The sequence below is a fragment of the Bacillus sp. LR_5 genome (genome assembly GCF_042709275.1).
Window position 1 is genome coordinate 1 of the sequence record NZ_JAVAXX010000125.1, and the last position, 17,812, is coordinate 17,812.

16 protein-coding genes and 1 pseudogene are annotated in these 17,812 nt (G+C 44.9%); 3 read left to right on the top strand and 14 right to left on the bottom strand.

Features of this window, described 5'->3' with window-relative positions:
• From glpK to RAC86_RS21630, 9 genes and pseudogenes are all read right to left on the bottom strand, one after another.
• The coding region (gene glpK, locus RAC86_RS21590) for a glycerol kinase GlpK (RefSeq protein WP_377886015.1) at positions 1–1,449 on the bottom strand (1,449 nt) is incomplete at its 3' end.
• Between the two features lie 18 nt (positions 1,450–1,467).
• The gene (gene glpF, locus RAC86_RS21595) at positions 1,468–2,292 is read right to left on the bottom strand and encodes a glycerol uptake facilitator protein GlpF (protein ID WP_003233386.1); all 825 of its coding nucleotides are present in this window, start codon (positions 2,290–2,292) and stop codon (positions 1,468–1,470) included.
• Between the two features lie 178 nt (positions 2,293–2,470).
• Positions 2,471–3,049 (bottom strand): glycerol uptake operon antiterminator GlpP, encoded by a 579-nt coding sequence (gene glpP / locus RAC86_RS21600; RefSeq protein ID WP_003233388.1) that lies wholly within the window; start codon positions 3,047–3,049, stop codon positions 2,471–2,473.
• A gap of 27 nt (positions 3,050–3,076) precedes the next feature.
• Positions 3,077–4,429, bottom strand: coding sequence for an aspartate aminotransferase family protein (locus RAC86_RS21605; RefSeq protein WP_031600324.1), 1,353 nt, complete (start codon positions 4,427–4,429; stop codon positions 3,077–3,079).
• A gap of 145 nt (positions 4,430–4,574) precedes the next feature.
• Positions 4,575–4,676 (bottom strand): annotated as a pseudogene (locus RAC86_RS21610) (AEC family transporter); the annotation flags it as partial.
• A 173-nt stretch (positions 4,677–4,849) separates the two neighbouring features.
• Positions 4,850–6,391: a bifunctional GNAT family N-acetyltransferase/carbon-nitrogen hydrolase family protein gene (locus RAC86_RS21615; RefSeq protein WP_003245514.1), complete on the bottom strand. Its 1,542-nt coding sequence runs from the start codon at positions 6,389–6,391 to the stop codon at positions 4,850–4,852.
• 15 nt (positions 6,392–6,406) lie between these two features.
• Positions 6,407–7,069 carry an HAD family hydrolase gene (locus RAC86_RS21620; protein ID WP_003233396.1) on the bottom strand — a complete coding sequence of 221 codons (663 nt, stop codon included), beginning with the start codon at positions 7,067–7,069 and terminating at the stop codon, positions 6,407–6,409.
• 127 nt (positions 7,070–7,196) lie between these two features.
• A complete protein-coding gene (locus tag RAC86_RS21625; protein ID WP_003245462.1) occupies positions 7,197–7,619 on the bottom strand; it encodes a CBS domain-containing protein in 423 nt (140 codons plus the stop codon).
• Between the two features lie 138 nt (positions 7,620–7,757).
• On the bottom strand, positions 7,758–8,153 hold the full coding sequence (locus RAC86_RS21630) for a YhcU family protein (protein WP_015252484.1): 396 nt from the start codon (positions 8,151–8,153) through the stop codon (positions 7,758–7,760).
• Between the two features lie 110 nt (positions 8,154–8,263).
• Here RAC86_RS21630 and RAC86_RS21635 point away from each other — a divergent pair, with 110 nt between their 5' ends.
• The gene (locus RAC86_RS21635) at positions 8,264–9,172 is read left to right on the top strand and encodes an RluA family pseudouridine synthase (RefSeq protein ID WP_377886016.1); all 909 of its coding nucleotides are present in this window, start codon (positions 8,264–8,266) and stop codon (positions 9,170–9,172) included.
• Between the two features lie 29 nt (positions 9,173–9,201).
• Here the strand turns inward: RAC86_RS21635 and srtA are convergent, their stop codons facing one another.
• Both srtA and yhcR read right to left on the bottom strand, forming a co-directional pair.
• A complete protein-coding gene (gene srtA, locus RAC86_RS21640) occupies positions 9,202–9,798 on the bottom strand; it encodes a sortase SrtA (protein ID WP_029317530.1) in 597 nt (198 codons plus the stop codon).
• The gene (yhcR, locus tag RAC86_RS21645; protein WP_483861766.1) at positions 9,795–13,355 is read right to left on the bottom strand and encodes a sortase-dependent nonspecific endonuclease YhcR; all 3,561 of its coding nucleotides are present in this window, start codon (positions 13,353–13,355) and stop codon (positions 9,795–9,797) included. Before yhcR ends, srtA begins: the two co-directional genes overlap by 4 nt.
• Before the next feature lie 148 nt (positions 13,356–13,503).
• On the opposite strand from yhcR, the gene RAC86_RS21650 reads away from it, so the two are divergent.
• Complete coding sequence (locus RAC86_RS21650; RefSeq protein ID WP_009966881.1) at positions 13,504–14,157, top strand: spore coat protein; 654 nt, start codon at positions 13,504–13,506, stop codon at positions 14,155–14,157.
• On the opposite strand, the gene RAC86_RS21655 is transcribed toward RAC86_RS21650, so the two are convergent.
• Both RAC86_RS21655 and RAC86_RS21660 read right to left on the bottom strand, forming a co-directional pair.
• On the bottom strand, positions 14,089–15,057 hold the full coding sequence (locus tag RAC86_RS21655; protein WP_003245770.1) for a hypothetical protein: 969 nt from the start codon (positions 15,055–15,057) through the stop codon (positions 14,089–14,091). The genes RAC86_RS21650 and RAC86_RS21655 overlap by 69 nt on opposite strands.
• A gap of 120 nt (positions 15,058–15,177) precedes the next feature.
• Entirely contained in the window at positions 15,178–15,747 is a 570-nt protein-coding gene (locus RAC86_RS21660; protein ID WP_003245125.1) for a YhcN/YlaJ family sporulation lipoprotein, read from the bottom strand.
• 149 nt (positions 15,748–15,896) lie between these two features.
• Here RAC86_RS21660 and RAC86_RS21665 point away from each other — a divergent pair, with 149 nt between their 5' ends.
• Positions 15,897–16,343: a hypothetical protein gene (locus tag RAC86_RS21665; protein ID WP_046160369.1), complete on the top strand. Its 447-nt coding sequence runs from the start codon at positions 15,897–15,899 to the stop codon at positions 16,341–16,343.
• A 42-nt stretch (positions 16,344–16,385) separates the two neighbouring features.
• Here RAC86_RS21665 and tcyP read toward each other — a convergent pair whose 3' ends face one another.
• A complete protein-coding gene (tcyP, locus tag RAC86_RS21670) occupies positions 16,386–17,777 on the bottom strand; it encodes an L-cystine transporter TcyP (RefSeq protein WP_377886018.1) in 1,392 nt (463 codons plus the stop codon).
• Positions 17,778–17,812: the final 35 nt, after the last annotated feature.

Genomic DNA, 17,812 nt, shown 5'->3' on the forward strand with positions numbered 1-17,812 from the left:
TTTATACAGCTCATTTCGTTTTTCTTCTTCTAATTCAGGCTCAAACCGTTTATCCAGATTCCACTGGTTCGCGATTTCAGAACGGTCCTTCCAGAATCCCACAGCGATACCCGCCAAATAAGCCGCGCCAAGTGCAGTCGTTTCATTAATTTCCGGGCGCTCCACAGGAACATTCAACAGGTCTCCTTGGAACTGCATTAGGAAATTGTTTTTCACAGCTCCTCCGTCTACACGAAGCGTCTTTAATGAAATGTTTGAATCTGCTTCCATTGCGTCAAGCACATCTTTGGTCTGATAAGCCAATGACTCCAGTGTCGCACGGATAAAGTGCTCTTTTGTTGTCCCTCTTGTCAGGCCGAAAACCGAACCGCGCACATCGCTGTCCCAGTAAGGCGTTCCCAGTCCGACAAAGGCCGGAACGACATATACGCCGTCAGTTGAATCCACTTTCTCTGCATAAGATTCGCTAAGCGAAGAGTCCTGGAACATTCTCAATCCGTCTCTAAGCCACTGGATGGCAGAGCCTGCGACAAAAATGCTTCCTTCTAACGCATAGTTCACTTTTCCGTCAATGCCCCAAGCGATTGTTGTCAAAAGCCCATGTTCGGACTTAATTGCTTTTTCCCCGGTATTCATCAGCATGAAACATCCTGTGCCGTATGTGTTTTTCCCCATGCCTTCTTCAAAGCATGCCTGGCCGAACAATGCGGACTGCTGGTCGCCTGCCGCTCCAGCAATCGGGATATTTTTTCCGAAGAAGTGATAATCAACAGTCTCCGCATACACATGAGAGGACGGCTTCACTTCAGGGAGCATGGATTTCGGTACGCCTAGAATGTCGAGCAGTTCATCGTCCCATTTTAAATCGTAAATATTAAACATCAGTGTTCTTGAGGCATTGGAGTAATCGGTCACATGCGCTTTTCCGCCTGACATTTTCCAAATGAGCCACGTATCAATCGTTCCAAACAGCAGCTCGCCTTTTTCCGCTTTTTCTCTCGCGCCTTCCACATTGTCTAAAATCCACTTCACCTTCGTGCCGGAGAAGTATGGATCGATTAAAAGCCCAGTTTTTTCTCTGAATTTATCATTATATCCTTTTTCACGAAGTTCCTCACAAATGCCGGACGTCTGTCTGGACTGCCAAACGATTGCATTATAGACAGGACTTCCTGTATCTTTATCCCACACAACCGTCGTCTCGCGCTGGTTCGTGATGCCGATGCCGGCAATTTGAGAAGCGCTGATTCCTGATTCAGAGATGACTGAGGCGATAACCGCGAGGACAGAGCCCCAAATTTCATTGGCATTATGCTCAACCCAGCCAGGATGCGGGAAGTATTGTGTAAATTCCTTTTGAGCAGAGTGGACAATTTTGCCTTCTTTATTAAACAGAATCGCTCTTGAACTTGTCGTCCCCTGATCTAAGGATAAAATGTACGTTTCCATAAGATGTCTCCCCTTTGATTAAATATATTTAGAATTTGATAATGTTTTAGCAGAATGTGATTTCGTATAAACATAGAGTCCTAACAATACCACAACCAATATAACGCTTACAATCCAGAAGCTGCTTGTGATGTGCCCTTTAAATGCAGCGTTGTAAAATACGCCGCCGAATGATCCGCCTAAAATCGGGCCGACTACCGGAACCCATGCGTATTTCCAGTTTGATGAGCCCTTCCCCGGAATCGGAAGAAAAGCGTGGGCTATCCGCGGACCTAAGTCACGTGCAGGATTGATAGCATAGCCGGTGGTGCCTCCCAGAGAAATACCGATTGCTACAATGAGGAAACCGACGATTAAAGGATTAAGTCCTTCTGTAAATTGATTTGCTCCAATGGCCAAGATTCCAAGCACAAGGACAAATGTCCCAATCACTTCGCTTAAAACGTTTGCAAATGTATGCGGAATGCTGGGCCCTGTTGAGAAAACACCCAGCTTGGCAGCGGGATCATCCGTTGACTTCCAGTGCGGGAGGTAGTGCAGATAGATAATCACCGCACCGATGATCGCTCCGATCATTTGCGCCGCAATATAAACCGGAACCTCTTTCCAAGGAAAATCTCCTACAAATGCAAGCGCTATCGTTAGCGCCGGATTCAAATGGGCACCGCTGATGCCGCCAACCGCGTATGCCGCCATCGCAACACCCAATCCCCATCCAAATACAACAACAATCCAGCCAGACTGGAATGAAAGCGATTTCTTTAAATTGACACCTGCACAAACACCTGCACCAAAAATGATAAGCAGCATCGTACCGATGACTTCTCCCCAAAATGCTGTCATAGCACATTCCTCCTAAAGTCACGATTAAAAAGCATGATAGAGAAGAAGAGAATAAAAAAACCACAACAAACCGCTTTACGGGTGCATAAACATTTGCCGTAAAGAGCTGCTGTGGTCTCCGAGTTCTCCATCACAATGTATTAACCTAGTGCAATTGTATCAGTGCATGAAAGCGGTGTCAATCACTTTCTGTCAAAAAGTTTTCATATTTTTTCCACAATTTGGTATTAGATGTTGTGACAGCTACAGCCCCCGCTTTCAATGCCTGCTCTACATCCTCTTCCGTACGGATGAAACCCCCGGCAAAGATGGGAATCCCTGTTTTCTCTTTTATTTCCTGAATGAGTGACGGAACGATGCCGGGAAGCACTTCGATGAAGTCAGGCTTATGCTTGCCGATAAACTCCATGCTTTTCTCCATCGCGCTTGTATCAAGCAAAAACAGGCGCTGAATGGCATAAATTTTCTTCTGCTTCGCTTTGGCAATCACGTTCGATCTTGTGGAAATAATCCCAGCGGGCTTGATATCCTGACATATAAATTCCGCACCGTATTCGTCATGCTTAATCCCTTGAATGAGATCGACGTGCACCATCATGTTCTTTCCGTGCTTTTGCGCTTCTTTGATCACGCCCTTCAGCTGGCCGAGATGAATATCAAGAATAACACCGTAAGAGAACGAACTGTTTAAAAACTCATCAAATTGCTTCATATTGCGAATAGCCGGTAAGATCGGCTGGTTGTGAAAACTCATCATGTGCTCCTTTAATAAATCACTTTTATATTATATCGTTTGAAAGCTTTCTTTCACCGTTTTCACGATAAAGGAAAGGTCCTCTTCTGTCAGGCAAAATGGCGGCGCAAGCTGGATGACGTTGTTGTAGCCGGCGACTGTATCGCCGTTTTTGCCGATGATCAGCCCTTTTTCTTTGCACGCCGCAACCACTTGGTTTACTTTGGCGGCATCAGCCGGCTCTTTAGTCAATTTATCTTTGACGAGTTCGATTCCGATCAGCAGCCCTTTTCCTCTAACATCCCCGACTGCCGGGTGTTCTCTCAGAGCTTGGAGCTCACCTAAAAGCTTTGCTCCAAGATCGCGGGATCGCTGAATCAGCAGTTCGTCCTCCATAATTTGCAGGTTTTTCAACGCCAAGGCACAGGCAGCCGGGCTTCCGCCGAACGTGTTCACGTGGCGGAAACGGTCATAAGGAGCTTCCCCCTGATACGCTTCGAAAATGTCCCGTTTAATAGCAGTCGCTGACAATGGCAGATACGCGCTTGTGATTCCCTTTGCCATCGTAATGATATCAGGCTTCACACCGTAGTGCATAAACCCGAACGGCTCGCCTGTCCGTCCAAACCCGCAGATCACTTCATCGCAAATCAAAAGGGCTCCGTGGCGCCGGCAAATGTCCTCCACCTTTTTCATATATCCGTCCGGCGGCATTAGGATGCCTCCGCCTGTAATGATGGGCTCCATAATGACCCCGGCAATCGTTTCGCTTAATTCCCATGTCATGATGCGGTCGATTTCATTTGCGCTTTCAAGCGTGTCTGCATCATCAGGATTCCGGTATATATCTGGCGGAGCTGCATGCAGGAACCCTTGGCTCAAAGGCTCGTATTTATATTTCCGCTGCGCCTGTCCGGTAGCTGAGAGCGCTCCCAATGTATTGCCGTGGTATGCCCGATATCTTGAGATGAATTTATAACGGCTGTGGTCGCCGTTTTGCAGATGGTACTGGCGGGCAATTTTAAAAGCAGTTTCGTTTGCTTCCGATCCGCTGTTGGAAAAAAAGATAACATAATCGCCGCCAAGCCATTCGTTCAGCTTTTCCGCCAGTTGAATTGCGGGTGCGTGACTTTGCGTTAACGGGTAGTAAGGCAGCTCCTTTAGTTGCTCATAGGCAGCCTCCGCAAGCTCCTTTCTGCCGTAACCAATGTTGACGCACCACAAACCGGACATCGCATCCAAATAGCGGCGTCCGTCTATGTCGGTTACCCAGGCCCCCTCGGCCTTCTGGGCTATCAGGCTGTCCGCTTGATGCGCTCCCTTCATGGCATGCCACACAAATTGCTCATCTTTTTGCTTTAATCCCTGATTTTGCTGAATGTTTTCCATCCCCATCATCTCCATTTCATTAGCGTTCCCTATAATGCCAATTCAATTGAAACAGACCTTCTCTTTATGTGATGTCTTGGTGATGATTTCCCTGCCTTCAATATAAAGCCAGACCGGGTCAGAGTCAATAAACCGCGTAAATAATAAAACATCCCCTTTCTCAAGAAGAAAGAGGATGCAGCTTCCAAAGCAAAACAGGCAAAGTGACAATGCTCAGCATCGTACTGATAAAGGTCGCACTCGAAACAACTTGGACAGCCATTGCAATAGCAATGTGAAGCCTAGCCGTTTTCTGTATGATATAGGAAATGGCGAAAATACAGAAACTCCATAAGGCACCTCCACTATACAATTTACTTTTATTTTAAAGAAAGCACCTAAACAATTCCGCTTTTGTTTAAAAAAACCCGCCAATTCAGGCGGGTTTTTTGGGAATTATTTTTTATATTGAATATGATAAATATCACGCCGTCTGTCTTTTAGCTGGCGCACTGTACCGTTTTGGCGCTGTCTTCTGAGAATTTCCAGGTCAACATCGCCGATGACGACCATTTCAATATTCGGGTTTGTTTCGCCGACAATGCCGTCTCGGGCGAATTCAAAATCAGACGGGGCAAAGATGCCTGACTGGGCGTATTGGATATCCATGTTTTCCGTTTGCGGAAGGTTTCCGACCGTTCCAGAGATAACCGTATAAATTTGATTTTCAACCGCTCTAGCCTGCGAACAGTATCTGACACGCAGATAGCCTTGACGGTCTTCTGTACAAAATGGCGTAAAGATGATTTTGGCTCCTTTATCAGCCGCAATCCGGGCAAGCTCAGGAAATTCAATGTCATAACAGATCTGGATCGCGATTTTCCCGCAGTCCGTATCAAACACGCGAACTTGGTCTCCTGCGCTGATCCCCCACCATTTGCGTTCATTCGGCGTAATATGGAGTTTGTATTGCTTCTCGATCGTTCCGTCCCGTCTGAACAGGTAAGCGATATTATAGATCTTGCCTTCCTCTTCGACGAAATGAGATCCGCCGATAATGTTGACGTTATACTTCACAGCCAAGTCAGTAAACAGGCTGATGTAATCTTCTGTATACTCGGTAATTCTCTGCACCGCCAAGCTCGGTGACCGTTCCTCAAGGAAGGACATCAGCTGGGTTGTGAAAATTTCCGGGAACACCGCAAAATCAGATCTTGCGTCGGAAGCAACATCGACATAGTATTCTACTTGATTCGCAAATTCCTCAAAGGAATAAATTTTCTTCATTTCGTATTGGATCACACAAATTCTAACAGGGAACGCCGATTTATAATAGCGTTTTGTCTGCTGCGGTAGATAATCGACATTATTCCATTCCATCAGCGTCGCATACTTGATCGAAGCTGTATCATCCGGGAGATAGTTCGGGTTAATTCGCATAAGGGTAAAGCCGTTCATCAGCTGAAAAGAAAGAACCGGATCGTAAATTTGGTGGCGTGTCACCTGTTCAACATACTCTCTCGCTGTCATTTCCTCTGCATATTTGTGATAGTTTGGAATCCGTCCGCCTATGATGATGCTTTTCAGGTTTAAGCGTCTGGCTAAGTCCTTTCTCGCCTCGTACAAACGGTGGCCGATCTTCATTCGTCTGTATTTCGGGTGCACCATGACTTCAATTCCGTACATATTCAAGCCGTCAGGATTATGGTTGGTGATATAACCGTCATCTGTAATGTCCTGCCACGTATGGCGGTCATCATATTCATCAAAGTTAATCAGGAGACTTGAGCACGAACCGATAATTTCACCTTCGAATTCTGCACAAAACTGTCCTTCCGGAAAATGCTCCAAATGGCTGATTAAATGCTCCCGCTTCCAAGGCTCCATTCCTGGAAAGCAGTCCTTTTGAAGATCGATAATCTTGTCGATGTCTTTCTCTTCGATATTGCGGATAACCATTTTCTTTTCAAACCGGGTCAAATCTAATTTCTCAGACAACCTACTCGCTCCTTTCTAGTTTTGTGAGTTCAGATGATCAAGCAATAGGGCGAGCTCCATCTCCGCCATTGATTCAAGCCTGTGATCATAGTCTTCAAACATCAAGGTACCCGTTACTTTATTCGGGACAATGACACACTTCATGCCTGCACGTTTCGCAGCAATCGAACCATTGACAGAATCCTCAAACGCGAGACATTCCGCTGGCGATACCCCGAGGTTCTTTGCCGCCAATAAATAGAGTTCAGGATTCGGCTTTACCTCTTCCACATCATCAGCAGTTTGAATAACTTCAAAATCATCAAACAGGCCGATTTGCTTCAAATGGCCGGAAACCCATTTATAATCAGAGCTGGAGGCAAGGCCTATTTTTAAGCCTAAATCCTTTGCCGCATTCAAATACGCTTCGACACCAGGTCTCGCTTTTTCTGTTTCCATGCGTTTGGCGAACCGCTCTCTTCTCAATTGTGTGAGCTCTTCATGGTTCAGCTTTTTCCCGATCTGCTCTTCTAAATAGTCAAAAGGCCGGAAACCCGCAGCAGTTCCGATGACCTTCCCCCAGACAGATAGCGGCAGAACTGAGCCGTGCTCTTCAAATATTTCCTGAAGAACCTCATATTCGTGTGTTTCTGTATCTAGAATAAGCCCGTCAAAATCAAAAATTAACGCTTTAATCACTGGGTACAACTCCTTTAGTACGAATTGAGACATATGTATACACTCAACTATACCCCGAAACAAGTCTGCTTTCAAAAAGTAAGGTTTTATGTGAAGAAAGAGCCTGCACACTGCAAGCTCTTTCTTATTAATGAATGTTTTGGTGAGAAATGTTTGTCAGCGCTGATCCCGCAGACTCGTTCGACATCTGATTGACTGCCAGGTCTCCAAGCGCAACGATCCCGACTAGATTGTTTTGATCTACAATAGGAAGGCGGCGGATTTGGTGCTGGGCCATCAGCTGCGACGCGTCTTCCAGACTCATATTAGGGTTTCCTGATACGAGTTCTGTTGACATCACTTCTGAAACGGGTGTCTGGCCATCACGGCCCTGAGCTGTAGTTCTTAATGCAATGTCACGGTCAGTCAGCATTCCTTTTAAAACACCTTGCTCTACAACGGGGATCGCCCCGACGTTATGCTGTTTCATTAGAGAAGCCGCTTCCTGAATCGTTTGATTCGGAGAAACGGTTGCCACCTGCGTTGTCATTGTATCTTTAACTGAACTCATTTGTCAGCACCCCTTTCAATCATTAGTATGTTCAGACACGAGCCGTTTAAAAAGGGAGTTAGAGGAAAGGTTTTATGATATGATTTCTCTGATACAAAAAAGAGCTTTTCTGAAAATAGAAAAGCCCTTGCCGCATGATTATATCAGCCTTCTTTGACCGAAAAAGGCTTTGTTAGTCTTCTTTTGAAAGTCAGAAAAAGCAAACGGAAAATAAATCCCAAAATCATTCAGCATCTTGCTGTTTTTTTCAAAAATCGCCTGATCACTCAAATCAGAGTGCGGCGAAGGCTTGGTCAGGATAATATGTATCATTTGAAGACAAGCCATAATTTGAAATGCTTCTTTTAATGTTCCTTGGTAATAATGGTTATTTAAAGACAGAACGCCTTTCTTTTTAAAGCGCTGAATGTCCAGTTCGGAGAAATAAAGAGGAAATACATCATGGATCAGCTCCATAGTCAGCTCCTTGATAAAGCTCTCCTGTTCTGCAGTTGCTGCGTTCACAATTCTCACGTCAATCACCTTTCTTGCCATCGAATATCCTAAGTCTTACTCAAGAATAGCACAGAAAAAAACGCGAAAGCTAAGGTAAGTGTTTCCTATGAGAAACAGCAGCCTTCCGCTTCGAAAAGGAGCCATTTAACATGAACCAAAAAGGCAGAGGGATTGAGATCCTCATCAATGAAAAACAGGACGGCCAATGGCTGTTTTCCGTACTCAAAACAGCGCTCAAAGCTTCTAAACCAGTGATACAAGACTGGATGTCCCATCAACAGATAAAGGTCAATCACGAATCGGTCTTAAACAATATGAATGTAAAAAAGGGAGACCGCGTCTTCATTGATCTTCAGGAAAGTGAAGCATCTTCGGTCATTCCGGAGTATGGCGAGCTTGATATTTTATATGAGGACAATCATATGCTCATCGTCAATAAACCCGCTGGCATTGCGACGCATCCGAATGAGGATGGGCAAACCGGCACACTGGCTAATTTGATCGCTTATCATTATCAGATAAATGGCGAAACATGTAAGGTGCGCCACGTCCATCGTCTTGATCAGGATACATCTGGCGCTATCGTTTTTGCCAAGCATCGTTTGGCACACGCCATCTTAGACCAGCAGTTAGAGAAAAAGACGCTGAAGCGTACGTATACCGCCATCGCTGAAGGTAAGCTACGAACGAAAAAAGGGACAATTAATTCACCAATCGGCAGAGACCGGTCACACCCGACAAGACGCCGGGTTTCACCAGGCGGGCAAACAGCCGTCACTCATTTCAAGGTAATGGCCAGCAATGTGAAAGAACGGCTGTCGCTCGTTGAATTAGAGCTGGAAACAGGCAGAACACACCAAATCCGTGTTCATATGGCGAGCATCGGACATCCGTTGACAGGAGACTCGCTTTACGGAGGCGGGAGCAAGCTGCTAAACAGGCAGGTACTGCACGCCAATAAAGTACAAGCGGTTCACCCGATAACAGACGAGCTCATAGTTGCTGAAGCCCCTTTCCCGGCTGATATGAAAAACCTTTGCCGCACATATTTTTCATGAAGAAAAGCCGCAGGCACTGCCTCGGCTTTTTAAGTCACTCGTTTTCCATATATAATATAGCGTTTCGGGGCATTTCCGACGTATGAAAACGGATAGCAGGTCGTTAGAATAAGCTCCTCCTTTTCATGCTGGAGCGTGATAATAGATGTGTCATCCTTATCGACAATTTTTGTTTTTACAATTTCATATGTGAATTCTCCATATGACAGGAGAAGACGGAGCTGATCCCCCTTTTCCAGCTCTCCCGTCCGGCGAAACACGGTATCCCGATGCCCCGACAGCACAATTTGCCCGTTTTCATCAGGATAATAGCTGTCCTTGTAATGCCCGACACCTTTTTCTAAATCATCAGCATCGGTGCCCTCCACGATCGGAAGCTCTGCATTGATTTTCGGTATTTCCAAAATGCCGCTCGCTTGGCCGGTCTCAGGCTTAAATGATGCTTTGTTCTTTGCTTGATCAGAGCTATTTTTCGTCCCCAAAAGTTCCTGCGGCTTTTCAGCCGCCAGTTTTGCTTCTTTTAATGTCTGTTCCGTTTTCATATTCGTATCGATCAATTTAAAGCCTCCATAGCCTGCGATCACTAGGCCGGCAGCAATGATGAATAGTGGAATAATTTTTTTCACGTTCTGGAGGCGCTCCTTTTTCTTCTGACATATAGATAAGTTCCTGACAATGTCACCGCCGCACCGATTACGATAAAGTTATAGTAGTTTGCTGATGTATCTGGAAGCGGATGCTCAGGCCCGCTTTCCCCGCCCTCGTTTCGTAACGGCAATGTGCTGATGCTATTAGCAGTATCAGCGGTTTTTGTGTTGTTGATTGGTATTTCATTGAATCTCGAAATGGCTGAAGGCGGCAGCTGATGAACCGGCGCTGTGCCCGGAGTCTCTTTTATATCAGGCAAATCCACATCAGGCTCTGGAACCTCTTTCATTGGATGCTCCGTCCCCGGGTCTTCTGTTACAGGATCTTCAATATCACTGGCTTCAGCAAGCTTAATTCTTCCCTCTTTTGTATACGCAATTGGCTCATCAAAACTCTTCACGTACTCAACTGTCGCTTCCAAATCCTCAGGCCCTGTCACCGGATTTTTTCCCAGCAGTCCGATTGGCTGATATTTGGTTCCTGTCGCCGTCGCCATAAAGTTGTTGACGGTCAATGTATATGTGGCATCGGGCTGGATCTCGGTGCCATCTGCCATTTTCATATCAACTGCTTTTCCGGTTTCTTTATCCCACGTATACGTAAACCCGCTGATGCTGTAGTCAGGCCCAAAAACCGGCGAGATTTGAGCATTGATAATCTCTCTTAAATCTTTTCCTTTAATCTCAAGCTTCGTTAACACATTTCCAAACGGCTGAATATTGTAAAGATCTCCCCACGTAATTGGACCCTTCTTCAGCGCTTCACGTATGCCGCCGCCATTCATAAGGGCAAAATCCGTTTTCATGGCAGCTCTCATACCATCCGCAATCAGGTTTCCAAGAGGTGTATCGCCGTCATTTGAATACCCCCCTTCCATATCAACAGCGGCTTCGCCGACTACCTCGCTGATAATCGGTTCCGCAATTGTTTCGTATTTCTTTAAAATGGCTGACGCGCTGACATCCGGTTCGATTTTACTTTGATCAACATATACGATTTCCGCGGACTTTTTGACAATGTCTTTTGTCGTTTTATCGATCTCTACATCAACGACACCTATCGCTTTTCCATATTCAAACGCTTGAACAATCAGTTTTCCATTCACTTCACCGTTAACAACCTGATGATTATGCGCGGCAAAAATCACGTCAATTTCAGAATCTGTTTTGTTTGCAAGATCAGCAGACTCACCGGTAATGGCGTTGCCGTTTTGTTCAGCTGACATATGTGCGAGAACCGCGATGGCCTTCACGCCTTTTTTCTTGAGCTCTTCGGCCGCCTTATTCACCGCTGTTGCTTCATCTGTAAACTCGATATTTTTTATTCCTTCAGGCATAACCATGCCAGCTGCCGACTGTGTGACAACTCCGATAAAAGCAACGGGTACGCCCTCCACATTAATGATGTCGTAAGCCGGCAAAAAGGGCTCTCCAGTTGATTTCATTTTACAATTGGCACATACAAGGGGAAAGTTCTGTCCATCATATCCGCTTGTGCCTTTCGGATGATCACCGCCATTTAAGATCCTCAGAAGTTCATCCGTGCCTTCATCAAATTCGTGGTTTCCCACGGTTCCGACATCAAATCCGATGTCCTCCATCAGTTCTACAGTCGGTTCATCCTGAAGAAGAGAGGAAACTGGAGAGCTTCCGCCGATCATATCTCCCGCGTGCACAATCAGCGAGTTTTTCTTTTCAGCCTTTTTTTCTTTTAGATATGCGGCGGCATAATCCATGCGTCCAAACGTGCCGTCTACAGTTCCATTTCCATCAAGATCAAGCTCATATTGCTGATCGATTTTGCCATGCAAATCATTCATGCTGAGAATTCTAAGCGGCACATGTTCTTGAGGTGCCGTTTGCCTTTTTTTATATCCCGCGCTCTCCGCTTCACTTGCTGAGGCGAAGAAAATTCTGTTTTCCACAGCTATCTTCTTCCAGTCAGCTGGCTGCACATATGTTTTATTCGACGAGTCCCCCACATATCTTGTCAGGCCTTTCCCTTGCTCTCTGGCTCTGAATTCAAACGGCATTTCCATGAGGGGATCGTTTTCATTCCAAATTCCTTTTTGATCTTTTTTTGCAGCGGCTACTGCGGCCTGAAATTGCTGATAATCCTCTTCATTGTCAACCGGCCAAATAAAATACGTCGGAGCATAGCCGTTTTTTACAAGCTCTAAGTTCACGTTTGAACCTGATTCGGTTATGACTTGTCCGAGCAATCTGCCATAGCTGTCCTTGGCTTCACTCCCGACCTTGACAGTAATTTTATCACCCGGGGACAGAACCGTTTTTAGATAGTCAGATGCTTTTTTGCCAAATCTTAATTGATTTTCATCTGCGTCATTTTTTGGTGTGTGATATGTTTCGGGTGTATCTACATTTACAAACCGGATTTTTGTCGTTCCAAGCACCGGAGATTTAAGATGAATGGTATCGCCGTCAACTACCCGGTCAACAATCCCTTCATATTCTCCCTCTGCAGACGGAGGTGCGGGCTGCTCTTCAAGCAGCTTCAGGTCAGCCGATTTTCGCGGAAGCAGCTGAAAGGTTTGGTATCTGCTTAACACACCGGTAAATTCATACCATTTGCCCTCATCAAGCTCGTTTATCACCCCTGTTTCATTTATAACCCGGAGCGTCATTGCATGATGGTCGTCATCAATCATTGTTACATTGTAACCGCCGCCGGCAGGAGAACTTGGAATTGAGGAAACAAAAGCGGTTAGTTTCACAAGGCGTCCTTCATACTGATCACCTAGGCTGCCGTTAATAAGTTCATTGATTGTTAAGTGTTTGGGGGCGGGGAGGGATTGATTTGACTGGTTGATTTTGATGCCTGATGAGTTTGGAACGATTTCTTTCAGCCCCTGGTAAGACGTGATTTTCCCTGTCACCGTGACATCCATACCCTCTTTTAATTCGGGAAATTGTTCAGGGGATGGCGAATAAATGTTAATGCCTCCGGTTTCATCTTGCAAAAAGGTCGACAGCTTCCCGCCTCCGATTGCGTTTTGATCAGCTGTAATGATCCCTTTTATCGTTACTTCTTCATTCAGCCTTCCCCGTGCTTCATTTATGGTCACTTGCTGTTCAGCCGGCGGAGTTTTTGTGTCATCGGTTACGTTCATCGACTGAACGTTTTTAAGTCCTGTCGTGTTAAAGTAATTTTCAAGCTTTCCTTGAACCGTTATCTTTTTCCCAAGAAGAAGCGGATTGGTTTGCAGCCCAAATTGGCTTCTGAAGGCGGAGGGGATTTGCACAGGAAGGATGTGTTCGGGCGATGTTTCGTTTTTACGGTCTGCCAGCGCAACATTATAATCATTTGAAAAAGGGCTTGTCAGCTTATAATGCTGCGGGGAAACAGCCTGGCCGACTGCATATCCTTCGACAAGCGCCTGTCCTTCTTTTTGCTGTATTGCCTTCTCAATCGATATAGGCTGTTGCGGTTCAGCTGCCTTTACAGCTTCGAACGTGTACATTACATTTAAGAACATTAATGCCGTGATCAACACAATATGCAGAATACGCCTCATCATATTTCCTCCCTTATACACATAATGACAACGATTTTGTCTGCTTATCATTTCGACAGACAGCATATAATTCCTTTCAGGCTTCTGCATAATACACGGCAGACTGACACAAAATACAGCTGATCTGAAAAAAAAGGAGGAATTCGGTTTGGATCAGTTCAATCAGCAGCAGCAATCCCAAATGAACAAAGGTATTCCTGGCAAACCGCATAAAAACCACGGCGGACATGAAATGTTTGATATGCATGAGGTGCTTTCCGGAACACTTACTGTGCTTGATCAGTTTATGATGCTGAGACAATTCTGTAAGGATCAAGAATTATTAAACATCCTTGATCGTCAACATCAATTCATCACATCTCAATACAATATAACTGCAGAATGCTTCAAAACAGGCAGCGAACCTTCACAAAAAACAGCAACTTATATGATGAAGGAGGACAACCAGACTGTTTACGGCATGCAGCCGTCACAGCCTAAAAAACCTGTTCAATCCATGAATGATATTGATGACAGCATCATCAGTCGACAAATGCTTTGCGCGATTAAAGCACAAGCTTCTATGCTGACGATGGCTTCTCTGGAAATGACAAATCCGGCCGTAAGACGCGTACTGTCTGCGCAAATTCAGGAGTATGTTGAAATGGCATTTGAAATTTTCCTATACCAAAACAAACACGGCTATTACCAGGTTCCTCAGCTTGATGCGCAGGATATGGAACAGCTGAGAAATTCATTCGCCCCTGCCCAAGGACAAATGCCTCCGACACAAGGCGGAATGGGTCAGCAAGGACTTCACTAATAACAAAGGCATTGGATAGATACTATCCAATGCCGCACTGTTTTTTTCGAATTTTTTCTTAAAATCTTTTTCAAATTGATCAAGACTTTCCTTTGTTGCTGATTTAAACCCTTTTTCAAAGTCCCCTTTTTTTGCTGTTTCCTTAATCATTTCTGAAATAATGTCTTTCCCGTATTTGTCCGTCAGCTCATCGATCATATAAAAGCTTTGCAAATAGACATCGGTGTCATATTCGGCTCTGGCTTCCTGCCAGTCTCGATCAGTCTGCAAACGGTCAAAGGGCACGACAGAAAACGTGATCGGATCTATGAGCAATTCATAGTTCGCAATCCACTCGCTTAACCCTTCATGAAACCATAACGGAAACTCATCGGGATCCGTCTCAAGCTCCTTCAATTTCTGGTGAAACGCATGGTGCGAGTATTCATGAATCAACAATCTCTGGTACAAATAAACCGCTACCTCGTCCCCTTCTAACAGTTTCTTTTTCTCTTCAGGCAACAATCCGATCAGCTGCTCCCGTTCAGAATAAAAACCAACTACATCCAATAAACCGGAGTAAGCCTCCATCTGTTTTTCATTAGGAAAAAAAATAATGTCAATAGGCTTTTGATTCGAATATCCAATCATAATCTGATTAATACTGACCGCATATTCAAGCGTTTCTTTCGTCAATGGCAGTAAGGACTTTTCCTTAGAAGTGTAATAAATATCGGCCTGTTTGAATGACTCTTTCTTCATGTGCTTCGTCACTTGTTCTTTTGTTATTCCAGATGCCTGACCTGGAAAAGACAGGATATACATCGCGCTTGATACGATGGCTGAGCTTACAGCCAGCATCACAAGGACTCCGCACAGGAATAGAGCGGATGCCGCACGCTTTCCTATGCCATCCCGCAAACGTCTCCCTCCCTGAGCCGGTCCGTCTTGTACCTTTTTATTTTTACTCTATGCAGCCTGAGTTCGCAGTGTGTCATTAACGCAAAGAAAAAGCCGCACAAATTGTGCGGCTTTTTTTATTTATTCAGCGTTAGGGAATACGCGCTGTACAGTTTGTGTAAATTCATCAAATAATCCGGCGATTGGGTCACCATTTTGAATACGTTTTCCATATCCTTGCATACGCTCTACAAAATCAGGGTTAGCTGAAACGTAAACATTATCAATGTTTTTGTCAGTAGATCTTACCTTTTTGGCTATTTTTTTCTTCAGATTGTTTTCTACTGCACCTTTATTTCCATTGGTTAAAACGACTGCAACGTAGGCTTGATTTCCAGCCACAATGATATCGGCATGCTTTACTTCTTTTAGGTCTGTTACTTTATCAGCTGCTTCATCAGCAACCTCAAGTTTTCGGTCGTTGTTATTATCGTCATTTACACGATTGTTATTGACATTATCATTAACATTGTTGTCAACGTTATCCCGATTGTTTACATTCCGCATATCGTCATTGGCCGGATTTCGATAATTTACGTTTCTTACATCATTATTATCACGTCTGCCCTCACCTTGGTCGGCCACACCGCAGCCAGTCATAAGCAAAGGGATAAGAAGCACAGACGCAAGGACTTGTTTTTTTCCAAACATGTGAATTCCTCCTTTATCACTTTACTTATAGGTTTTTCTAACTGGCTTTAATTATGCATGCAAATCTGGAGGAAATGCTTTCCCGGGAAATATAACGGTTAATTTGTCTAACGAGGGGGAAAATATGAATACACTGCAAAGGAGGGATCATGTTGTTCAACCAGCGAAGAGGAATCAGCCCCGCAGCATTGATCATAGGATCAACTATGCTTATTGCTGCATTATCACCTCAGATCCGCCAAAGAATTAGCGGGTTTATCACAGGACAAATGAACAGACGAAATTCAGAAAATAACACGTTTGATGCTTCTAATGTAGGAAACATGGTCAAACAAGCATTTAGCGGAAGCAGCGGTGATAACCAGGACCGTTCGCAGCATCAAAGCCAGCGGCAAAATGGCCGTCAGCACCAGCACGCTGGACAGCAGCAACCACAGCATCAGCATACACAGTCTCAAACTAGGCAAACTGAGACAGCCACGAAAAAAAGACAGCCGCATTATGCTGAACCCATTCATTTTGAACAAAGCGCAATGAATGTCATGGACGACAACACGATGATGGAAATGCTGGAGGACTTAGAACCCGGCCGTTAAAAAAACGTGTAATCCTTGTTTGGGATTACACGTTTTCATATGTTACGCTTCTTCAGCTTCAATCACTCTGGATTGATCATGAAATGCCCCTTGATCAATTTCTTTTGTGACCTTACTTGTAATAAGACCGGATGTCATGCTTCCGCTGACATTCAAAGCAGTACGCCCCATGTCGATTAACGGTTCAATTGAGATTAACAAACCGGCGAGCGCGACAGGCATGTTTAATGATGATAAAACAAGAAGCGCCGCGAATGTCGCTCCGCCGCCGACTCCGGCAACCCCGAAGGAGCTGATGGCAACGACTGCGATAACAGTGATAATAAACACCGGGTCAAATGGATTTTGGCCGACAGTCGGAGCAATCATCATCGCCAGCATCGCAGGATAAATGCCGGCACATCCATTTTGGCCGATTGAAAGACCGAACGAACCGGCAAAGTTTGCGATTCCCTCCGGTACACCCATGCTTCTCTGTGTTTTAATATTCAGCGGTAAAGCACCTGCGCTAGACCTTGACGTAAATGCAAATACAAGTACAGGCACCGCTTTTTTCAAATAAATCACCGGATTCAAGCCGCTGAACGTCAGCAGCAGCAAATGAATGATAAACATAGTGATTAACGCGGCATATGAAGCAATCACGAACATGCCCAGTTTTAGAATGCTGTCAAGATCACTCGTGGCAATTGTTTTTGTCATGATGGCCAGCACCCCATAAGGCGTCAGTCTCAAAATGAGTGTGACAACACGCATGACAATGGCATAAACGGCATCAACCAGTTTTTTAAATGTTTCTGCCTGTTCCGGCTGTTTGTGTTTTACGCCGAGGAATGCCACTCCAAGGAAAGCGGCAAAAATAACGACAGCGATTGTTGAAGTCGGTCTAGCTCCCGTGAAATCTAAAAACGGGTTTCCAGGCAGCAGTTCAACAATCTGCTGCGGCAGCGTTTTCGCTGTCATATCCTCTGATTTCTGCTGAAGCTCCTGCCCCCGTGAAAGCTCTGTACTTCCTTGGTCAACCTGAATCGCCTGCAGATCAAATGAAAGCGCGGACGCGATACCGACAGCTGCAGCAACTGCTGTTGTTGCTACTAAAATCCCGATAATCAAACCGCTGATTTTCCCAAGATTTTTTGTCAGCTTCAGCTTTGTAAATGCGCCGAGAATCGAAATAAAGACGAGCGGCATGACAACCATCTGAAGCAATTTGACATATCCGCCCCCGGCAATATTAAACCAGTCGGCTGTTTGAATGACTATATTTGAAGTCGGGCCGTAAATCAGCTGAAGCGCAAATCCGAATACAATTCCCAGCCCCAGCGCAGTAAATACACGTTTAGCGAAGGAAACATGGTTTTTCTGCATAACAAAGAGCCCTAAGATAAGTAAAAATAAAATAAATACATTTAAGAAAACCAGTAAAGTCTCCAAAGCAAGTAAACTCACCCTTCAAATTTTCGCATTTA